This window comes from Flavihumibacter sp. ZG627 (assembly GCF_000814325.1).
In the GTDB taxonomy this organism is placed as follows: Bacteria; Bacteroidota; Bacteroidia; order Chitinophagales; family Chitinophagaceae; genus Flavihumibacter.
In genome coordinates, this window is the sequence record NZ_JPHF01000004.1 from 338,105 (window position 1) to 358,377 (window position 20,273).

The 20,273-nt window shown below is 44.5% G+C and carries 18 protein-coding genes; 1 reads left to right on the top strand and 17 read right to left on the bottom strand.

Features of this window, described 5'->3' with window-relative positions:
- Positions 1–157 precede the first annotated feature (157 nt).
- Positions 158–2,710 (top strand): zinc-dependent metalloprotease, encoded by a 2,553-nt coding sequence (locus HY58_RS11005; RefSeq protein ID WP_039131707.1) that lies wholly within the window; start codon positions 158–160, stop codon positions 2,708–2,710.
- Positions 2,711–2,849: 139 nt separating this feature from the next.
- Here HY58_RS11005 and HY58_RS11010 read toward each other — a convergent pair whose 3' ends face one another.
- From HY58_RS11010 to HY58_RS11090, 17 genes are all read right to left on the bottom strand, one after another.
- Positions 2,850–4,124: an ABC transporter permease gene (locus tag HY58_RS11010; protein WP_039131709.1), complete on the bottom strand. Its 1,275-nt coding sequence runs from the start codon at positions 4,122–4,124 to the stop codon at positions 2,850–2,852.
- A gap of 25 nt (positions 4,125–4,149) precedes the next feature.
- Positions 4,150–5,526, bottom strand: coding sequence for an NADH-quinone oxidoreductase subunit N (locus tag HY58_RS11015; protein ID WP_039131712.1), 1,377 nt, complete (start codon positions 5,524–5,526; stop codon positions 4,150–4,152).
- Positions 5,527–5,547: 21 nt separating this feature from the next.
- Positions 5,548–7,005, bottom strand: a complete 1,458-nt coding sequence (locus HY58_RS11020) for a NuoM family protein (protein ID WP_039131714.1) — start codon at positions 7,003–7,005, stop codon at positions 5,548–5,550.
- 31 nt (positions 7,006–7,036) lie between these two features.
- Positions 7,037–8,944 (bottom strand): NADH-quinone oxidoreductase subunit L, encoded by a 1,908-nt coding sequence (nuoL, locus tag HY58_RS11025; RefSeq protein WP_172644647.1) that lies wholly within the window; start codon positions 8,942–8,944, stop codon positions 7,037–7,039.
- 1 nt (position 8,945) lies between these two features.
- Entirely contained in the window at positions 8,946–9,284 is a 339-nt protein-coding gene (gene nuoK / locus HY58_RS11030; protein WP_039131717.1) for an NADH-quinone oxidoreductase subunit NuoK, read from the bottom strand.
- A gap of 111 nt (positions 9,285–9,395) precedes the next feature.
- Positions 9,396–9,896: an NADH-quinone oxidoreductase subunit J gene (locus HY58_RS11035; protein ID WP_039131718.1), complete on the bottom strand. Its 501-nt coding sequence runs from the start codon at positions 9,894–9,896 to the stop codon at positions 9,396–9,398.
- 22 nt (positions 9,897–9,918) lie between these two features.
- On the bottom strand, positions 9,919–10,476 hold the full coding sequence (nuoI, locus tag HY58_RS11040) for an NADH-quinone oxidoreductase subunit NuoI (protein WP_039131719.1): 558 nt from the start codon (positions 10,474–10,476) through the stop codon (positions 9,919–9,921).
- A gap of 45 nt (positions 10,477–10,521) precedes the next feature.
- Complete coding sequence (nuoH, locus tag HY58_RS11045; RefSeq protein WP_039131722.1) at positions 10,522–11,589, bottom strand: NADH-quinone oxidoreductase subunit NuoH; 1,068 nt, start codon at positions 11,587–11,589, stop codon at positions 10,522–10,524.
- Between the two features lie 3 nt (positions 11,590–11,592).
- Entirely contained in the window at positions 11,593–12,705 is a 1,113-nt protein-coding gene (locus HY58_RS11050; protein WP_039131724.1) for a 2Fe-2S iron-sulfur cluster-binding protein, read from the bottom strand.
- A 41-nt stretch (positions 12,706–12,746) separates the two neighbouring features.
- Positions 12,747–14,102, bottom strand: a complete 1,356-nt coding sequence (gene nuoF, locus HY58_RS11055; protein WP_039131726.1) for an NADH-quinone oxidoreductase subunit NuoF — start codon at positions 14,100–14,102, stop codon at positions 12,747–12,749.
- A 32-nt stretch (positions 14,103–14,134) separates the two neighbouring features.
- Positions 14,135–14,632 (bottom strand): NADH-quinone oxidoreductase subunit NuoE, encoded by a 498-nt coding sequence (gene nuoE / locus HY58_RS11060; RefSeq protein ID WP_039131729.1) that lies wholly within the window; start codon positions 14,630–14,632, stop codon positions 14,135–14,137.
- 27 nt (positions 14,633–14,659) lie between these two features.
- Positions 14,660–15,898 (bottom strand): NADH-quinone oxidoreductase subunit D, encoded by a 1,239-nt coding sequence (locus tag HY58_RS11065; RefSeq protein ID WP_039131732.1) that lies wholly within the window; start codon positions 15,896–15,898, stop codon positions 14,660–14,662.
- A 36-nt stretch (positions 15,899–15,934) separates the two neighbouring features.
- Positions 15,935–16,459: an NADH-quinone oxidoreductase subunit C gene (locus HY58_RS11070; protein WP_039131734.1), complete on the bottom strand. Its 525-nt coding sequence runs from the start codon at positions 16,457–16,459 to the stop codon at positions 15,935–15,937.
- A 48-nt stretch (positions 16,460–16,507) separates the two neighbouring features.
- The gene (locus HY58_RS11075) at positions 16,508–17,089 is read right to left on the bottom strand and encodes an NADH-quinone oxidoreductase subunit B (protein ID WP_156123657.1); all 582 of its coding nucleotides are present in this window, start codon (positions 17,087–17,089) and stop codon (positions 16,508–16,510) included.
- A 17-nt stretch (positions 17,090–17,106) separates the two neighbouring features.
- The gene (locus tag HY58_RS11080) at positions 17,107–17,505 is read right to left on the bottom strand and encodes an NADH-quinone oxidoreductase subunit A (protein WP_039131736.1); all 399 of its coding nucleotides are present in this window, start codon (positions 17,503–17,505) and stop codon (positions 17,107–17,109) included.
- Between the two features lie 156 nt (positions 17,506–17,661).
- A complete protein-coding gene (locus HY58_RS11085; protein WP_039131739.1) occupies positions 17,662–19,290 on the bottom strand; it encodes a tetratricopeptide repeat protein in 1,629 nt (542 codons plus the stop codon).
- A 51-nt stretch (positions 19,291–19,341) separates the two neighbouring features.
- The gene (locus HY58_RS11090) at positions 19,342–20,265 is read right to left on the bottom strand and encodes a substrate-binding domain-containing protein (protein ID WP_039132081.1); all 924 of its coding nucleotides are present in this window, start codon (positions 20,263–20,265) and stop codon (positions 19,342–19,344) included.
- Positions 20,266–20,273 lie beyond the last annotated feature (8 nt).

A 20,273-nucleotide genomic window follows, 5' to 3' on the forward strand; every position in this document is an offset into this window, starting at 1 on the left:
AAGAATAAAAAAATCAAATTAGCACAATAAATATCCAAATACGGTACAAAATAAAAAAAAATGATTGTCCCAACAATGATCGATCATTTCCGCCGATTTTCTGTTAAGGGTATGTCTTACATTTATTGATTCAACCTAAATTTAAACAGAGATCGCTATGTTATCAACCCCGTTTCTTAAAAGGGTAATGCCACTTGCCATTCTTGCCGTATTGACGCATGCAGCCGGATATGGTCAGCAAAGGCCCTCGCAGACAAGGGATGCCGCAGCAAATCCGGCTGCAATACCACCTGTACCCCCAGTCAAATCTACCGGTCCAAAGCCTTACAAGGATGTAATTACTGCCAAGGCGGTAACGGATGACGGACTCTTCACCGTGCACAAGGTAGATGATAAGTATTACTTTGAGATACCTCAATCTGTATTGGGCAGGGAGATCCTTGTAGTGAACCGCCTTTCGAAGGCAGCGGCCGGTATGCGGAATTTCTTTTTTGGCTATGCCGGTGATATAATCGGTGAGAATGTTATCACATTTGATAAAGGTCCCAACAACAAAATTTATATCCGCAGCATTTCTTATGATGAAATGTCGAGGGATTCAACCCAGCCCATGTACCGTGCGGTGGCCAATTCAAATATCCAGCCCATCGTTCAGGCCTTTGATATAGCGGCGTTAGGGAAAGATTCAAACGGTGTGGTGATAGATGTTACCAGTTTTCTAAACAGCGATAACGAGGTACTTAATTTTGAGGCAAACAGCAAGCGGACATTCCGTGTGGGGTCACAGCAATCAGACAAGTCCTATATCGATAATGTAAGATCGTTCCCGCTGAACACTGAAATTAAAACAGTGAAAACCTATAGTCGCGCCGCCGCCACCGGAGCCGCACCTGCCACCCCGGGCGCTCCTCAGCCATCAGGTGGAGCTTTCACCGTTGAGATCAACAGTTCGATGGTGATGCTACCGGCCTCTCCCATGAAGGCCCGCCATTATGATGAGCGGGTTGGTTTCTTCACCCGCCAGTATGTAGATTTTGATCTCAATCCGCAGGGAGTGGAAAATGTAAGAATGGTGACGCGCTGGCGGCTTGAGCCTAAGCAGGAAGATATCGCAAAATATAAAAGGGGAGAACTGGTGGAGCCTAAGAAACCCATCATATTTTATATTGATCCTGCCACGCCAAAGAAATGGGTTCCTTACCTGATCAGGGGAGTTAATGACTGGCAGGAAGCTTTTGAGAAGGCTGGTTTCAAGAATGCCATCATGGCAAAAGAAGCGCCGGTGAATGATCCTGAATGGAGCCTTGAAGATGCGCGTTATTCAGCCATCGTGTATAAGCCTTCAGATGTTCCCAATGCAAGCGGACCGCATGTGCATGACCCTCGTACAGGTGAGATACTCGAAAGTCATATCAACTGGTATCATAACGTGATGGAACTTTTACGCAACTGGTATTTCGTGCAGGCATCTCCCAATGATGCGAGGGCACGCAAACCACAGTTTGATGATGAGCTGATGGGTGAGCTCATCAGGTTTGTATCCTCACATGAAGTGGGCCATACACTTGGACTCCGCCACAATTTCGGATCATCATCTTCCGTGCCTGTTGAAAAACTTCGCGATAAAAAATGGCTGGAAGAAAACGGACATACACCATCTATAATGGATTATGCCCGCTTCAATTATGTAGCCCAGCCCGAGGATAATGTTGGCGATAAAGGCATCTTTCCACGCATTGGGGATTATGATAAATGGGCTATTGAGTGGGGATACAAGTGGATACCTGATGCTACCAGCCCGGAAGCAGAAATTCCTATCCTGAACGCCCTCACCATGGAGAAGTTAAAGAATAAAAGGTTGTGGTTTGGCAGGGAAACCAATGCCGATGATCCGCGTTCACAAAATGAAGACCTTGGAGATAACGCAATGAAGGCAAGCAACTATGGAATCAAAAATCTTCAGCGTATCATTCCCAATATTTCAGAGTGGACAAAAGAACCCAATGAAAATTATGCATCTCTCAATAAACTTTATAACGAGGTAGTGACGCAGTATGGTCGTTATGTTGGTCATGTGAGTAAGAATATTGGCGGAGTAACTGAAACGCCAAAAACAGTAGAGCAGCCTGGGGCGGTATATGAATTTGTGAGCCGTGAAACACAGAAGGAAGCCATGGATTTTCTTAACAGGCAGGTATTCACAACGCCAACCTGGTTACTGGACCAGCAGGTGTTTGCCAAAACCGGCAATACACCTACAAGCGTTGTAAGCCGCCTCCAGGACGCTGCACTTGGCAGGGTACTCAGTGCATCAACCCTGAACAAACTGCTCAATGCTGAGGTTGTAATGGGCGCTAAATCCTATACGCTGCAGGATCTGCTTGGCGACCTGCGCCGGAATGTGTTCAGTGAACTTAGTGCAAGAAAGCCGATCGATATGTATCGCCGCAATCTCCAGAAGAACCTGGTGGAGCGGATGCTTACCCTGATCAAGCCATCAACAGTTCCATCGATTACTGTTGGTGGTGTAGCGCTTAACTTTGCACCTGCAGTGAACAAGAACAGCGATATCATCTCCTTTGTAAGAGGTACACTACGTACCCTTCAAACTGATATCCGCACTGCCACGCCGGCCTACCAGGATCTCGCAAGCAAGTATCACCTGCAGGATCTGAATGATCGAATCACTGATGCTTTAACAGTTAAATAGATCATATCTGCCTGAAATAAAAAAGGGGAAACATAATCGTTTCCCCTTTTCATTTATTATTCCACCCAAATCTTATCTCTTCTCGTTCTTTTTTCTATTGCCTATTGCCTCTTCCCTTCCACCCCTCCATCCCTCCAAATCATTCATACCTCAACGCTTCGATCGGATTCAACCTGCTGGCCTTATAGGCTGGATAAGATCCCGCTGCCAGTCCAACTATAGTACATATCAGCACCCCCATGAAAACCCAGAGCCATGGCACTACGAATCCTGTTTCCATCAGCATACTGACAATATTACCCAGCAAAACGCCCAGCACGATACCGAAAAAAGCGCCAAGCAGGCTTATCAGTATTGCCTCCAGAAGGAACTGCCATCGCACATTGCTCTGTCGCCCACCGATTGCTTTAATTAACCCCACTTCCTTGGTTCTTTCTGTAACTGCCACCAGCATGATATTCATCAGGCCGATGGCTGCACCCATGAGTGTAATGAACCCTATGACAACGGCAGAAGCTGTTAGCCATCCAATTTGTTTGAGTGCCATTTCAACGAATGCATCACTCTTATCGATCAGGAAATTACTTTCCTCTTTAATTCCATTTTTGCGGATAACACGAAATATTCCTTCAGCCTCACCGATGGCGGTTTCGATGTTTGCTATCTCCTGCGCTTTAACCCCTATATTAAAAGTATTAGAAGCTGAACCGGCAAAGAATCTAACAACACTCATATAGGGTATGATGATGATATTGTCGCGACTCATTCCAAATGTTGAGCCTCTTGATTTCAATGTTCCCACAACCCTGAAGGGAATATTATTAACACGAAGGATCTTATCAACCGGTCGTTCAGGATCACCGCTACCGAAAATTTTGTCATAGATATCTTTTCCTATAATGCACACATTTCGACCCGAACTGATATCGATCTCACTCATATTTCTACCCCCTTCAATATCATATCCGTTGAGTTCAACATAGTTCTCATCCCCACCTGCAACCCTTACAGTAGGGTTTGTTTTTTTTCCTGCATAGGAAGCGGTAAAACTATTTCCTGCCCCCAGGGATATCCCTACTTTGGCGGGGTAATCATATCTTTCTTTAAAGAGTTCTGCCTGCTCTCTTGTGATGGGTTGGTTGGTATTTGATTTTTTAAGTTTACGGCCATTCTTCTCTTCTTTCTTCAGTTCACCCCTGTCGAACCGGAACATTGCCCTGTAGCGAATGGAAAAGCCACTGGCGCCCATGCTGGAAAAGCTTTCCATGAATTTCTGCGAGATGGCCTGGATGGCGGTGTTGATACCTATCAGTGCTGCTATACCAAGTGCGATGATCGCAACGGTGATGCTGGTACGAAGAGCATTGCCGCGGATGGTACGGTAAGCGAGGGATAAGGTGTCAAGAAAATTCATTCAGGTAAGAGGTAAGAGGTAAGGTTTAAAAATACAGATATTGGAGCACAAGATTGGGGAAGATTCCCAGGATAATGACGGCGGCGGCCATGCCGGCGAGAAGCCAGCGGAAAACAGGCGTTACAGGTTCAGTTTCTGCCAGGCCGGTTTTGAAATACATCGACTGAATAACTCTGAAATAATAATACACACTGATGGCGGCACAGAGTATTGCAAAGATGACCAGCCAAAGGTGTGAGCCACTCTTAACGGCGGAAGCCAGCATGAAATATTTGGCAAAAAAACCGATGGTCAGCGGAATTCCGGCAAGCGATAACAGAAAGATGGTTGTAGTGGCAGCGAGTACGGGCTCTGTTCTGGCAAGTCCATTAAAGCCTTCAAAGGTATAATCCTTCATCTTGATAAGAACGGCAAAAATACCAATGGTGGCAAGGCTATAACCAAGGGTATAGAGGATGATACCTTCCCTTGAAAAGTCGTTCTGGCTAAACACGCCAAAAAGCATGAAACCGGCTTGTGCAATGGAAGAATAGGCAAGCATTCTTTTGACGCTCTGCTGGAAAATAGCTGTAATATTCCCGATAAAAAGTGTTGCGGCAGTTACAATGGCAATGATGAGTTGCCAATCATACCCGGAACCAACGAATGACATATCAAACAATCTAACCAGCGCTATGAAAACCCCTGCCTTCACTATGGTTGCCATAAAAGATGTGAACACCGTTGGGGCTCCATCATATACATCGGGAGTCCAGAAATGGAAGGGGGCAGCAGATACTTTGAATAGCATGCTGATCAGAACCAGCAGCAATCCTGCATAAAACCATGCATTCCTTCCAGCATTGATACTGGAATGCATTTGTTCCATACTGAAGCTTGCCTTTGCACCATAAACCAGGGCAATACCAAGTAACATTATGCCGGTGGAAAAAGATCCCATCAGGAAATATTTCAGGGAGGCTTCATTACTTTTCAGATTGCGTTTATCGCTTCCTGTTAGTATGTAAAGGGGGATGGAAATTATCTCAATACCCAAAAAAAGCAACAGGAGTGAATTGAAGGAAGAAACTATTGCGATACCACAGGAAATAAAGAAAATAAGCGCAAAATATTCGGCGGCATTAATGCCAACATTGGTAATATCTTTTGCTGATACAAGGAAAAAAAGCAATGTTGCAGAGAAGGCAATTGAATTAAAGAGCAGGCCGAATTTAGAGAATACAAGCATATTATGCGTATTCACATTAAAGAGATGGAATCCTCCCTGTTCAGCAATATTAACCAGCAGCAGCAAAGCCATGCCTGCGGTGGCTATATTACGAATGGCGGTTTTGCTGGTCACGAAGATGCCACTGAACATCAGTATCACTCCAAGTATTGCGGAAAGAATTATTGCATTCATACTATTCTGGTCGTTCTCAGGTTATTTTAAATTCATCCTTCCAAGGATATCTGCCGATACTTCACTGGTAAGAGATAATAATGGTTTGGGGAACACGCCAATCAGGATTATTCCCACTACAATTATTGCAAGGCTCAATTTTACATTGAATGAAATATCGGTGGCTTTTGATGTCAGTTCATTTGTTTCACCATAGAATACCCGCTGTATCATACGCAGAGTATAGACGGCGCTTAGAATGATCGTTACCAATGCAGCTATGGTATAAGCCAGTCCGAACTTAGTGGCGGTTGAACCCAGCACGCCGTTAAACATCATGAACTCACCTATAAAGGCGTTGGTTAGGGGCATGGCAATATTGGCAAGTGCAACGATCACCAGCAGGATGGTGAGTACAGGTGCTTTTTGTGCAAGTCCGCCGAGTTCGCTGATCTTTCGCGTTCCGAATTTTTGTTCGATAACATTTACAACGATCCACATTCCAAGAATATTGATACCATGGTTGAACATCTGGATCATTGCACCCTGTATACCGCTGTAGCTTGGTGCAAAAATGGCAAGGATCATCAGCCCGATATGCGCAATGGAAGAATAAGCTACCAACCTTTTCAGGTCGTCCTGCCGCATTGCAATAAAGGAGGCGTAGAGCATTCCGATAACGGCTAAAGTGGCAAAGTTATCACCCCAGAGAAAAGTGGCAGAAGGAACAATTGGTGCCAGCCATCGCAGCAATCCGAATACCCCCATTTTGGCCATGATAGCGCTGAGGATCATGGTGACGGCGGTAGGTGATTGCTCGTAGGTATCGGGCTGCCAGGTATGAAAAGGGAATAATGGCATTTTGATGGCAAAGGCTATGGCAAGCATCAGGAATATTCCCAGTTCCTGACCCGAAGTCATTTTAAGATTCAGGAAATCACTCCAGGCAAAAGAACCGCCTGCTTTGAAATAAAGCATGATCAGTCCGATCAACATGAAGAGCGAGCCAATGAATGTATAGATGAAAAATTTAATTGTAACCTGGATACGTCTTTCGCCGCCCCAGCGAGAGCAGAGAAAATACAGTGGTATAAGAGCCAGTTCCCAGAAAAAATAAAACAGCAATGCATCTAAAGCCATGAAAACGCCCAGCAGACCGGCTTGTGAAAGCAGCACTAAACCAAAGAACCGGTTACTGTCATCATAACGGTTGTTCCATGTTGAATAAATAATAATGGGAAAGCTAAGTGTAGTCAGGAGGCATAGAAGCTGGCTCATTCCATCGAGTGCAAAATGAAAACGGCTGTTAATGCCGCCCAGCCATGGTTGGTCATAAGTCATTTGAGCCGCATCAATATAGCCACTCATCCCTGCCAGCATTAATGCCAGTGAGAGGAGTGACGCTAATAGCGCTATGGACTTGGCCGTTGCTTCCTGTTTTACCGCAAACAATGCTGCTCCGGTAATCAGGGGGATCAAAATCAGTAGAACTGGTACCATTATATGAATCTGGTTTCTTTCTTTGGATGAATTATTTTTTCAGGAAAACCTGTAATGCAAAGAGGACGATCATACCGATCACCATCAACAATACATAACTTCCGACCTGCCCACTTTGCAATAATCTGATCTGCCGGCTTGCATACTGTACGCTTCTTCCCACGCCGTTTACAACCCAGTCGATTCCGAAATTGTCAAACTTACCCAGCATTTTTCCGAAAGCATTCACGGGGCGGATAATGAGAGCTTCATAGATCTCATCAACATACCATTTATTCTCCAGTATCCTTGCAAATCCGGTATTCTCTTCCCCTGATTTCTCGTATTTCTTATACTTACCTACAGCCCAGAAAATAACCACTGCAATCACGGCCATCAATCCAAACATTAATAAGAGTTCTGTGGTATGGTCAGGGTGATGAGGTACAGAAATTCTATTCGATTCGGCGAAGACGGGTTCAAGGAATTTGGCAAGTGAGTGTGAATCAGGCATCAGTACTTCCGGTATTCCAACGAGTCCACCCGCGAAACTGAGAACAGCCAATATCACCAATGGTATCGTCATTGCTGGCGGTGACTCATGCAGATGATGCTCCTGTTCGCTTGTTCCCCTGAATTTGCCGAGGAATGTCATTGCATAGAGTCTGAACATATAGAATGCGGTCATAAGTGCGCCGATAGCAGCGAGTGCCCAAACAATGGGACTCTTCATAAAAGCTGCTGCCAGGATCTCATCTTTTGAGAAGAAGCCCGAGAAAGGAATGATACCAGCGATCGCCAGGCATCCTACCAGGAATGTAAGGTGGGTTGTCTTCAGTTTTTTAGATAGTCCCCCCATATTTCGGATATCCTGTTCATGGTGCATGGCATGTATAACCGAACCTGCACCAAGGAATAAAAGTGCTTTAAAAAATGCGTGTGTCATCACATGGAAAACAGCGCCGGTATAGGCGCCTACGCCCAGTGCGATGAACATATAACCCAATTGGCTAACGGTTGAATATGCCAGCACTTTCTTTATATCATTTTGTTTGAGCGCAATGGTTGCAGCCAGCAGTGCAGTGCCCAATCCAACAACCATAACGACCGTTTGGGTTGTTGGCGCCATGGTGTAGAGAATATTGCTCCGTGCAATCATGTAGATACCGGCGGTAACCATGGTAGCCGCATGAATCAAAGCTGAAACCGGCGTTGGTCCCGCCATTGCATCAGGTAACCATGTATATAATGGGATCTGTGCACTCTTTCCTGTAGCACCTATAAAAAGCAGCATGGTGATGGCGGTAAGATCAAGCGAGCTAAGTGTATCAACTTTACTGAATACCTCGCTGAAATTAACGGTACCAATACGACCAATCAGCCAGAAGACCGCTAACAGAAAACCGAGATCACCGATCCTGTTCATGACAAAGGCTTTGCGTGCCGCATTAGAATATTCGATGTTTTTAAACCAATATCCGATCAGCAGATATGAGCATAGGCCCACGCCTTCCCATCCGATGAACATGATCACGTAATTTGATCCCAGGACAAGAAGCAGCATCGAAAAGACGAAAAGGTTGAGATAAGCGAAATACCTCGCGAAATGACTGCTGTTCTCTTCGTGCATGTAAGCAACGGAGTAAACATGGATCAGGAATCCAATACCAGTAATGATGAGCAGGAAGAGACTGCTTAGCTGGTCGACCTGGAAAGCGAAAGGGATACTTACATCTTGAAAAGAAATAAAATCGAAAAGGGTGACTATAACGGGACCATCAATACCTGCCTTTACATCAAGGAAGATAAGGATGCTAACGATAAATGATGCCAGAATTGATCCTGACCCGATGATGCCCGTAAGGGATTTTGATAGGCTGTTACGTAGCAGGCCATTGATCAGAAATCCTGCCAGGGGAAACAGCGGAACCAGCCAGACATATTCAATGATATTCTTCATATTAGTTTTTCAATCTGTTCAGGAAATTCACATCCACTGAATGTGTATTGCGATACATCATAACGATAATGGCAAGCCCAACTGTTACTTCTGCCGCAGCCACCACCATGATAAAGAAAACAAAAAGTTGGGCGTCCGTTCCATTATTGGCAAGAGCCGGTGCCGCGCTACCCATTTCGGCGAGGTGCATTTTTGAGAAAGCAACAAGCAGGAGGTTAACCGCATTTAGCATGAGTTCAATACACATGAAGATGATGATGGCATTCCTACGCGTCAGCACCCCAATCACTCCTATGCAGAAGAGGGCCAGTGCTACGAATATGTATAAGTTGATGGGCATGTTGTTGGATGTTTTTTAATTTGGACAAAGCTTTATATAGAGGGCTGTAGTGATGGAGTAATGGATGCTTAATGGTTCCTTCCATCTCTCCAACCCTCCATCTCTCCCCCATCACTCCTTCTTTCCCAACACCACGGCACCAACCATGGCACTAAGGAACAGCACACTGCTGATCTCAAAAGGAACGACATATTCATTGAATAAAACTTTGCCCAGGTGTTGTATCAATCCGGTTTCGCCATAAGTTGTCATGGCAGTGGCGGCTCTGCTATCTGCATCACGGAGAGCAGCTACCATTACAAGCAGGAAACATCCTCCTGCGATAATCCCCGCAAAACGTAGCCACTTGTTCTTCTGTGGTTCTGTTTCAGCATTCAGGTTCATCAACATGATCACAAACAGAAAAAGAACCATGATGGCACCTGCATATACTATCAGGTTAACGATGGCAAGGAACTGCGCATTCAATAAAATGTAATGACCCGATAATGCAAAGAATGTTACGATAAGTGACAATACGCTGTAAACCGGATTTCTACTCGTAATAACCATCAGCGAACTGCCGATGGCAAGTACTGTCAGAAACCAGAAAAGTATTTGTGTGATATTCATGTTCTTTATTAGCAGTTACTTTTTATCCTTTCTTTCCTTCCCGTTTAGCCCTTGATCCAAGTGCCTGTTGGTATAATTCAGGCTCTTTTTTAGGATCAGGAATCAGCAAATCACTCTTTCCATATATGAATGTTTCGCGCTTATAATTGGAAGGGGCAAAGGTTTCACTGAGATAGATCGCATCTTTGGGGCAGGCTTCTTCACATAGTCCGCAGAAGATGCAGCGCAGCATATTGATCTCATATTTGGCTGCGTATTTTTCTTCGCGGTAGAGATGTTCTTCGCCTTCCTTTCTTTCCGCTGCTTCCATAGTGATGGCTTCAGCGGGGCAGGCAACAGCACAAAGTCCGCAGGCTGTACAATTCTCACGGCCTTCCTCATCACGGTTAAGAATATGCAATCCCCTGAAAACCGGACTGAAGGGGCGTTTTTCTTCTGGGTATTGTACCGTCACTTTCTTAGTGAAAAAGTGTTTCAGAGTAATACCCATACCCTTTGCAATGGCGGGCAGGTACATCTTCTCCATCATCGTCATGGGACGACGATCAACTGGCTTAGCTCTATTTGTTAGTGTGGGCATTAGCAAAAATATTTCAATCCGGTTTTCTCTCCAAGTAAAACAAACTTAGAAAGGCCATCCGTTTTCTTTTATCAATACGATCAATCCTGTTATCACCATGTTGAATAAGGCCAGAGGTATCAATGATTTCCAGCCCAGCTTCATCAACTGGTCGTAGCGAAACCTTGGAATTGTCCACCGGACCCACATGAAGAAAAACAGGAAGAAACCAACTTTCGCGAAAAGAGAAATGGTTTGCAGCAGGGCCATCAGGTTGGTACCGATACTTTCAGTTAAGGCCGCGTCATTTACAAAAGGAATATCATAACCACCAAAATAAAGGGTTGCCATAAGCGCACTGCTGATGAACATATTCACATATTCGGCGAACAGATAAAATCCGAGTTTCATTGAAGAATACTCCTGGTGATATCCCTGGTTCAGTTCACTCTCCGCTTCCGGCAGGTCGAAAGGTGTACGGTTGCATTCTGCAAAAGCACAAACCAGGAAAATGAGGAAACCGAGTGGCTGGTAAAAAATATTCCACCATCCGGTCGATTGCTGTTCAACGATGGTTTTAAGACTTAATGACCCTGTCAGCATGAGAAGGGCGATAATTGCCAGGCCCATTGCAAGTTCATAAGAGATCATCTGTGATGCCCCGCGTAATGCGGCCAGCAGGGAGAATTTATTATTGGAGGCCCAACCTCCTATCATGATACCATAAACACCCATGCTCACCACGCCAAACACATAGAGTATACCAATATTAATATCCGCTATCTGCAGGGGGATGGTACGTCCGAATAGTTCGATCTCCCTGCCCCATGGTATAACAGCACTTGTAAGCATGGCCATCGTCATGGCAACAGCTGGACCAAGAACAAAAAGGAATTTGTTTGAAGAATTGGGTATCACGTCTTCCTTCATGAACAACTTGATACCATCAGCAAAGGGCTGGAAGATACCGCCGGGGCCCGCGCGGTTAGGACCATAACGATCCTGAATATATCCTGCTACCTTACGCTCCCCGAAAGTTGTGTACAAGGCTACCAGCAGCGAAATAACGATGATCACTGCTATGAGAACAAATTTCTCCAGTATAAAGGCCAGGTCAATTGCCAGTGTAACCATAATTTATTTATTCAGATTCTTGAAATCATCGCTATGTGCGGGTCCATCTATCTTTGACAATTCTATTTCGGGACGGTTAACCTCACTAACTTTATGGATATCGAGTAATAATTTTGGTCCACGTCCTCCCATCACTTCCGGCAACAGGTCTTTTTGTGGTTTCACTCCAACATAATGGCCTTGTGAAATCACGGAGTGCCGGTTCACTTTTGTTGGTCCCTCGATGATCCAGTCTTTTATATCTTTCTTCTCAAAGCGGCAATCATTGCAGATCCACCCCGGTCTTCCATCACTTGCATCTTTTACTTCACCCCATTCATCCTTACGCGCTGTAACCCTGAATACTTCATCGCCTCTCATCCATAGTTGTGCTTCTCCTGAACATTTGGGACAATTACGATGAGCATCTACCGGCTTGGTGAACCATACCCTGTTCTTGAATCGGAAGGTTCTGTCGGTGAGAGCACCAACCGGACAAACATCGATCACATTACCTATAAAATCATTATGGAGTGCTTTCTCAATATAGGTAGCAATTTCGGAATGATCACCTCTGTCAAGTACGCCATGAACACGTTTTTCAGTGAGCTGGTCGGCAACAAAAACGCAGCGATAACAAAGTATGCAACGGGTCATGTGCAACTGGATATATTCACCAAGGTCGTGTTTTTTGAAGGTACGCTTCTGGTATTCGAAACGGGTGCCTTCTTTTCCATGTTCATAGCTAAGATCCTGGAGGTGGCATTCGCCGGCCTGGTCGCAGATGGGACAATCAAGGGGATGATTAAGCAGCAGGAATTCAGTAACGCCTGCACGGGCATCGAGTACGCGATCGCTCGTGATATTTTTTACGATCATTCCATCCATTACATTGGTGCGACAACTTGCAACCAATTTGGGCATGGGGCGTGGATCGGCGGTGGAACCGGCGGCAACTTCAACCAGGCAGGTGCGGCATTTACCACCACTGTTCTTGAGCTTGCTATAATAGCACATTGCTGGCGGAGCAACTTCACCACCAATCATGCGTGCAGCATTCAGAATAGATGTGCCGGGCTCAACATCAACGGTGATGTTGTCGATCGTTACCTTGAATAATTTTTTCTCTTCAGACATATGTTGGTGGTCAATTCATTAAAGGCAATAGGCCATAGGGTTTAGGAAACCGGCACGTGAATAGGATCGGCATAATGGGCCAGTCCATAATTACGTGTGAGGCATTCCTGCGGATTATTCACATGCCATTCAAATTCATCTCTGAAATGCCTGATGGCTGCTGCAACCGGCCATGCGGCTGCATCACCCAGCGGGCAGATGGTGTTACCCTCAATCTTGCGCTGGATATCCCATAGCAGATCGATATCGCTCATCTTCCCTTTACCTGTTTCAATACTCTTCAATATTTTTTCCATCCAGCCAGTGCCTTCCCTGCAGGGAGAACACTGTCCACAGCTTTCATGGCGATAGAACCTTGCAAGCGTGAAAGTGTTTTTTACCACGCATTGGTCTTCATCCAGTACAATAAAACCGCCGGATCCCATCATTGATCCTGTGGCAAAACCACCATCACTCAGGCTTTCGTAATTCATATACCTGGTTTCGCCTTTTGCTGTTTTCAATAAAAGGTTAGCGGGCAAAATAGGAACGGAAGAACCGCCGGGTATACATGCTTTAAGCCTTTTACCTTTAGCTATTCCTCCACAATATTCATCACTGTAAATAAATTCTTCGACAGATATGGTCATATCAATTTCATAAACGCCAGGCTTATTGATATTGCCACAGGCAGAGATAAGTTTTGTGCCGGTTGATTTACCTACCCCGATTTTCGCATATTCCTCTCCGCCCATATTAATGATGGGAACTACTGCCGCGAGGGTTTCCACATTATTCACCACGGTTGGACGGTCCCATACTCCTTTAATGGCGGGGAATGGGGGTTTGATCCGTGGGTTTCCTCTTTTGCCTTCCAGCGATTCAATAAGTGCAGTTTCTTCGCCGCATATATAGGCGCCGGCTCCACGCTGTACATAGATCTCACAATCGAAACCAGTTCCAAGTATATTTTTTCCAAGCCATCCATTGGCTTTTGCTTCGCCTATGGCCTGTTCTAATATATCAACTATCCACGCATACTCACCACGTATATATATATAAGTGGCATTGGAACCTAGTGCAAAAGAGGATACTATCAGGCCTTCAATCAGAAGATGGGGGATGAATTCCATCAGGTAGCGATCCTTAAATGTTCCGGGTTCAGATTCATCCGCATTGCAAACAAGGTGACGGGGTATGCCTTCCGGCTTTGCCAGGAAACTCCATTTCATACCTGCAGGGAAACCAGCTCCACCCCTGCCGCGAAGTCCGCTTTTCTTCACCTCTTCAGTAACCGCATCCGGACTCATCGTTTTAAAAGCCTTTTCCACACTTCGATAGCCGCCTTCACGACGGTAAACATCGTAGCTGCGTATGCCTTCAACATCGGCCTTTTCTAAAAGTAACTTTATACCCATACAATTATTTTGTTGAACAGTGCTCTGTTAAATCAATTAAGCTGGCCGGCGTTTTTGCGGCAATCTTCTATGATCTGGTCAACTTTCTCTTTTGTGAGGTGTTCACGGTAATGTTTACCAAGCTGCATCATCGGCGCATAACCACATGCTCCAAGGCATTCAACTGTTTTAAGGGTGAATAATCCGTCGGCTGTTGTTTCACCAACACCAATGCCCAGTCGCTGTTTTATATAATCCACTATATCATCGCTGCCATTAATCATGCAGGGACCAGTCTGGCAAACTTCAAAAAGGAATTTACCAACTGGTTTCAGGTTATACATTGAATAGAAGGTGGCAACTTCATACACTTCAATGGGTTCCAGTTGAAGTAGTGAAGCCACATAGTCCATAGTTTCGGCACTAAGCCATCCATTTTCTTCCTGCGCCAGGTGCAGAACGGGGATCAATGCACTCTTCTGCTTTCCCTGTGGATAGCGGGCGATGATCTCCTGCACTTTGGTCAATTTCTCTTCTGAAAACTTTATCATAACTATTTAATACAAGTTGGATAAATACTATGCATCCATTTCTCCGGCAATAAGGTTCAGACTACTCATCGTGATTACGGCATCAGCCAGCAAGGCTCCCTTAGTGAGTTCAGAATATGCCTGGTAATAAATAAAACAGGGCCTTCTGAAATGCAGCCTGAATGGCGCGCGGCCTCCATCACTGATAAGATAGAAGCCCAGTTCGCCGTTTCCACCTTCCACTGCCTGGTATACCTCACCTGCAGGCATATCAATTTCACCCATGATAATTTTGAAATGCCAGATCAGCGCTTCCATTTTCGTGTATACATCCTCTTTCTCGGGAAGATAATATTCCGGAACGTCTGCATGGAATACTTCTGCCTCCGCACCTTTGAACTCCTGCACTTTTCGGTAGGCCTGTTCAATGATCCGGATACTCTGCCACATTTCCTGGTTACGTACCATAAATCGATCATAGTTGTCGCCCGTAGTACCAACAGGAATATCAAATTCAAAATCTTCGTAAGAGCTATAGGGGGTAGCAACACGAACATCATAGTCAACGCCGGTAGCGCGAAGATTGGGCCCGGTGAAACCATAATTCAGCGCCCGCTCAGCAGAAATACCGCCCGTACCCATGGTGCGTTCCATGAATATCCGGTTGCGGTTGAACAGATTTTCAAATTCTTTCAGTGTAAGGGGGTATTCCTTAAGAAATCTTTCCAGTTTTTCAAATGCTGCCGGGGTGAAATTCCTTTCAAATCCTCCTATACGGCCAATATTGGTGGTAAGTCGGCTTCCGCATACCTCTTCAAAAATTTCATAGATAAGTTCGCGATACTGCATCACATAAAGGAAGCCGCTAAAGGCACCACTATCCACACCAACTATCGAGTTACAGATTAGGTGGTCAGCGATCCGCGAGAGTTCCATGATTATCACCCTTAGGTAATCAACCCGTTTAGGAGTAGTTACACCAAGTAACTTTTCACAGGTGAGATGCCATCCCATATTATTAATGGGAGAAGAACAATAGTTCAAACGGTCGGTGAGCGGCGTGATCTGGTAAAGAGGGCGACGCTCGGCTATCTTTTCAAAAGCACGGTGGATATATCCCACGGTTTGCTCTGCCGAAACGATTCTTTCACCATCCACTTCCAGGATATTCTGAAAAACTCCATGGGTTGCAGGGTGTGTAGGACCCAGATTTAATGTGGTCGTCTGTTTCCCGATAGAACCTTCCGGAAGCTTAACGTGTTGTTCTTGTTGTATGAGTTCAGACATTCCTGTCTATTTGTTTAAGGTTTGTTGTTGCTGATTTTATACTACTGATCCTCCCCTTCCGAACATCTCATCATCTTTATCGAGGCGGGCCCTGTCTTCCAGGGGATATTCCTTTCGCATCGGGAAATAGTCCATCTCATCTACATTAAGGATTCTTTTAAGGTTGGGATGACCCAGGAAATTAACGCCGTAAAAATCATATGTCTCGCGCTCCTGCCAATTTGCCGATTGATAAAGACTGGTTGCGGTAAAAACATCCGGTTCATTTATATCGGTAAAAATCTTCATCCTTATGCGAATATTATCCACCATATTATGAAGATGGTAAACAACTGCCAGTTCCCGACCTTTCTGATCAGGATAATGAACGGCGCAAACATCGGTCAGGAAACGAAAGTTCAGATCCGGTTCATCATAAAGGAACTCCATAACCTTCAGGTTAAGATCCTTTGGAACTTCAAAACTGAACATTCCATAGGGTTCTTCCATATTGGTAACCGCATCGCCAAATTTTTCAACAAGGCGTTTTTGGATGATTTGATTCGTCAAAACCGTGGACATGTATACCTTTTAAGATTTAAATACTTCTTACTTCTTACCTCTTACCTGCTATTCGATTCCATAACTGTTCAAAAGTGCCTTATACCTGTCACTATTTCTTCTGCGCAGGCTCTCCTGCCCTACAAGGTCCTGGCATTTCATCAGGCCATCAATTATAGCTTCCGGACGGGGTGGGCATCCCGGAACATATACATCTACCGGTATAATCTGGTCGATACCCTGCAACACACTATAAGTATCGAATATTCCACCTGAGGATGCGCATGCACCCACCGCGATAACCCATCGTGGCTCCGACATCTGCAGGTAAACCTGTTTAACTATAGGTCCCATTTTTTTGGCGATCGTACCCATTACCATAAGCAGGTCGCATTGTCGTGGAGTATGCGCCATTCTTTCTGAACCAAAACGCCCGATATCATAATGGGATGCACTGGTTGCCATGAACTCGATGCCGCAGCAGGAAGTTGCAAAAGGCATAGGCCAGAGTGAATTCTTCCTTCCCCAGCCAACTACTTCGCTGAGTTTGGTAGCAAAAAAACCTTCGCCTTCGAGGCCCGATGGCATTTCGTCAGTGATAAGTATTTTACCACCTTCATTCTTTACATTATATTGAACAGGACGTGACATAATAATTTACTTTTTGTTTAATCCTCCCACTGCAAAGCGCCTTTTTTAATAATATAATAAAAGCCGCATACGAAAAAACCAACGAACATTAACACTGCCAAAAAACCATTCCATCCCAGTTCACGGAAATTAACTGCATAAGGATAGAAGAATATTACTTCAACATCGAACAGAACAAAAAGGATCGCGACAAGGAAATATTTGATGGCCACAGGCTGACGGGCATTTCCAACAGAGTGGATACCACTTTCATAAGTCTCGAGTTTCTCAGCTGTTTTACGGTTTGGGCCCAGGAAAGGTGATATTCCAAGTGTAAGGGCAACAAAACCAGCAGCGCAAAGTACTTGTAAAGCAATGGGAAGGTAATTAACTGCGGAACTGGCTGAAACCGCATTCTGTAAAAAGAAAAGATTCATGCCTTTGTATTGTTGTAGCCGCAAAAATACGTTAGCCACCCGAATAAAAGTGCAACACTGAAAATAAGTTAAGCCCGTTCATTGGCAAGATGATGATGTAAAAGAAATCCCCGCCAGTGGCGGGGATCATTAAACATATTGTATTAAAATAATTCGCTATTTAGCGGCCGTTTTCTTTTGCGGGGATTTATTCAGGATATCACGAATTCTGATAGCATCAGCATTGCCCGGGTCAACTTCAAGAACCTTATCAACATAACGGAGCGCGGTAGCTTTATCTTTCTTAATATCATTGTGGTATTGAACAAGGTAGAAATAGGATGAGATTGCCTGACCCTTGTATTTCACTGAATCAAGACTGCGTGCCATTTCTGCCAGTTTTTCATAGTGAGGTACCGCTAAACCCTGCGCCATTGTTGTATCCATTGCCTGGTTACTGCGTGCACGCCAGAGGTAACCAAATATCTCGTTAGGATATTTCTCCGTGTATTGAGTAAACAATGAATCGGCCGACTTATAATTACCTGCCTGGTAATTCGCAAAACCCCAGTTATAAAGATCCACGTTATTTGGGGTCTTTTTGGTCTGGTATAATTGTCCAAGGAATTGTGCTTCTGCAGCCCTGTTACCTTTTGATTTGGCAAATGCTGCTGCATTTTCCAGTAATTCAAGCTTGCTTTCATAAGCAGTATCCATTGCGATCGCCTTTTCATAACTGGCAAAGGCTTCTGTTTCGTTACCAGGAAATTTACTCAGCATCTTCGCACGGAACTCATAGTCTTTAGGAACGAAATCCTCTGTTTTTTGCTTTGCAAAATATTGCTCTAAATAATCCTTTGCATTAACGGAATCTTTCAGTTCATCATAAGAGTATGCTGCAAGTTTATAGTAGCGCGGATCAGCCTTATCACCCAACTGACTAATGAAACCTTTCGCTGAATTAATAGCACCCATGAAATCCCGCGATGCATAAAGAATGGATGCTTTATCATAATCATTCTTCGGATCCGGATCAGAAATGGTAAGATACTTATCATAGTAGGTCTTTGCCTTATTGATATCACGATCATACCAGTAAACATAAAGGTCATATACTGACGGAGCGTAGTTGGGATCAAGGGCAATAGCCTCTTCATATGCAGGAAGAAAAGATTCCGGATTTTTTTGTGTCAGGTAGATCCTTGCAATACGATGTTTAGCAGCCGCCAATGTTGGATCAATAGCAAGCGCCTTCTGGTAAGCTGTAACAGCGTTGCCACCATCTACCAATACACGGTATGCATCACCGATCTGTAACCAGGTCTCCGCATCTTTAAATTTTTTGTCCTGGGTGTAGGGAGTAAGCCTGGTGATCACATAATTGGCATCACCATCTTTTGAGTCAACGTTAGCATTACCGATAGCATTCAACACGGAGCCATCTTTCCCCTTGCTGATGGAAATAGCGGTTTCAAAATGCTGACGAGCGACATCTTTCTTGCCTTCCAACAACTCAATGTGACCCATACCAGCAAGTAAAAGGGGTGCATTCCCGTTGGTTTCCAAAGCTTTCGCGTACACTGCTTTGGCACCGGGAACATCCTTCATCTCAATGAGGGTTTGTCCCAGCCAATAGATGGCATTGAGATCATTTGGATTAGCGGCGAGAACTTTCTCAAAATTTTCTTTTGCGCTCTTGTACCGCTCGTAATAAAAGAATTTCTTTCCCTGGTCAACACTCTGCGCGAACAGGGAACTTCCACACATTACTGCGGCTATTACCAGGCTGTAAAAGGATTTCTTCATTGTCGTTTGCTGTTTTTTTAGTCGAGTTGTTAAATATTTTGTCCACTTTAGTTATTCATCGATCCCTGCATTCCTTAATTCGAATTGCATTCTTGCAGGCCAGAGATAAGCTCTTCTGAAAATCAGCTGGCCTCTTTCATAGATGAGAAAATTAGCAAATCCGCTTCCTAATCCTTCATAATTTTCTTTTAAAATATAATGCAATCCCCGTACCAAAGGATAGCGAAGCGTAGCAATATTTGCCTGATAAGGCTTGACATATGTCTCTTCCGGACAAACCAAACAGCGCAGTGACGCGATGGTAACTTTATCCTGAAAGCTAAGCTGTGTGGCATCTTCAGGGTTTCCAATCCAGTTAACACCAACAAATCCAACAGCATCTTTATGCTGTGCAACATAATCAATAACGCCTTGACTGGAAGTTGCGGCGGTGACTTCTTTGCCTAGCGTTTGACCACCTAATAATGAGTCGAGCGCGTATCGTACGGTACTGGTGGCTGTGAGACCATCCATAACCGGCCTTAGTTTAAATCCACTGGTTCCTTTTAACAATGATTTTACATCAGTCATGTCAAATACAGAATCCTTCGATTTTTTATTTACAACCAATGCAACCGCATCATAAGCGATCTTTGCCTGCAGGGGTATAAAGCGTAAAGTGTCTTTTAACCTCTGTTCTTCTACCGGAAGCAACTGTCTTGTAACAATCACCATACGAACGCTGTCAACCAGAAGATCTTTCAGGCATTCAGCTTCAGGCTTGTAATGCGCAATTATATGAGCATCCGGATAAGAAGATTCAAAGACTTTGATCTGGGAATCAATAACGGGTTTGAATGATTCATCAACGCTAATATGAATAGTGCCACTTGTAAGGGTGTCATTACGGTATACTGCTTCGCGGCCATTATTACAATGACTGAACACCAGTACAGATAAGGCAGCGATCGTTATTCGTATCAAACGCCTATGCATAAACGTTT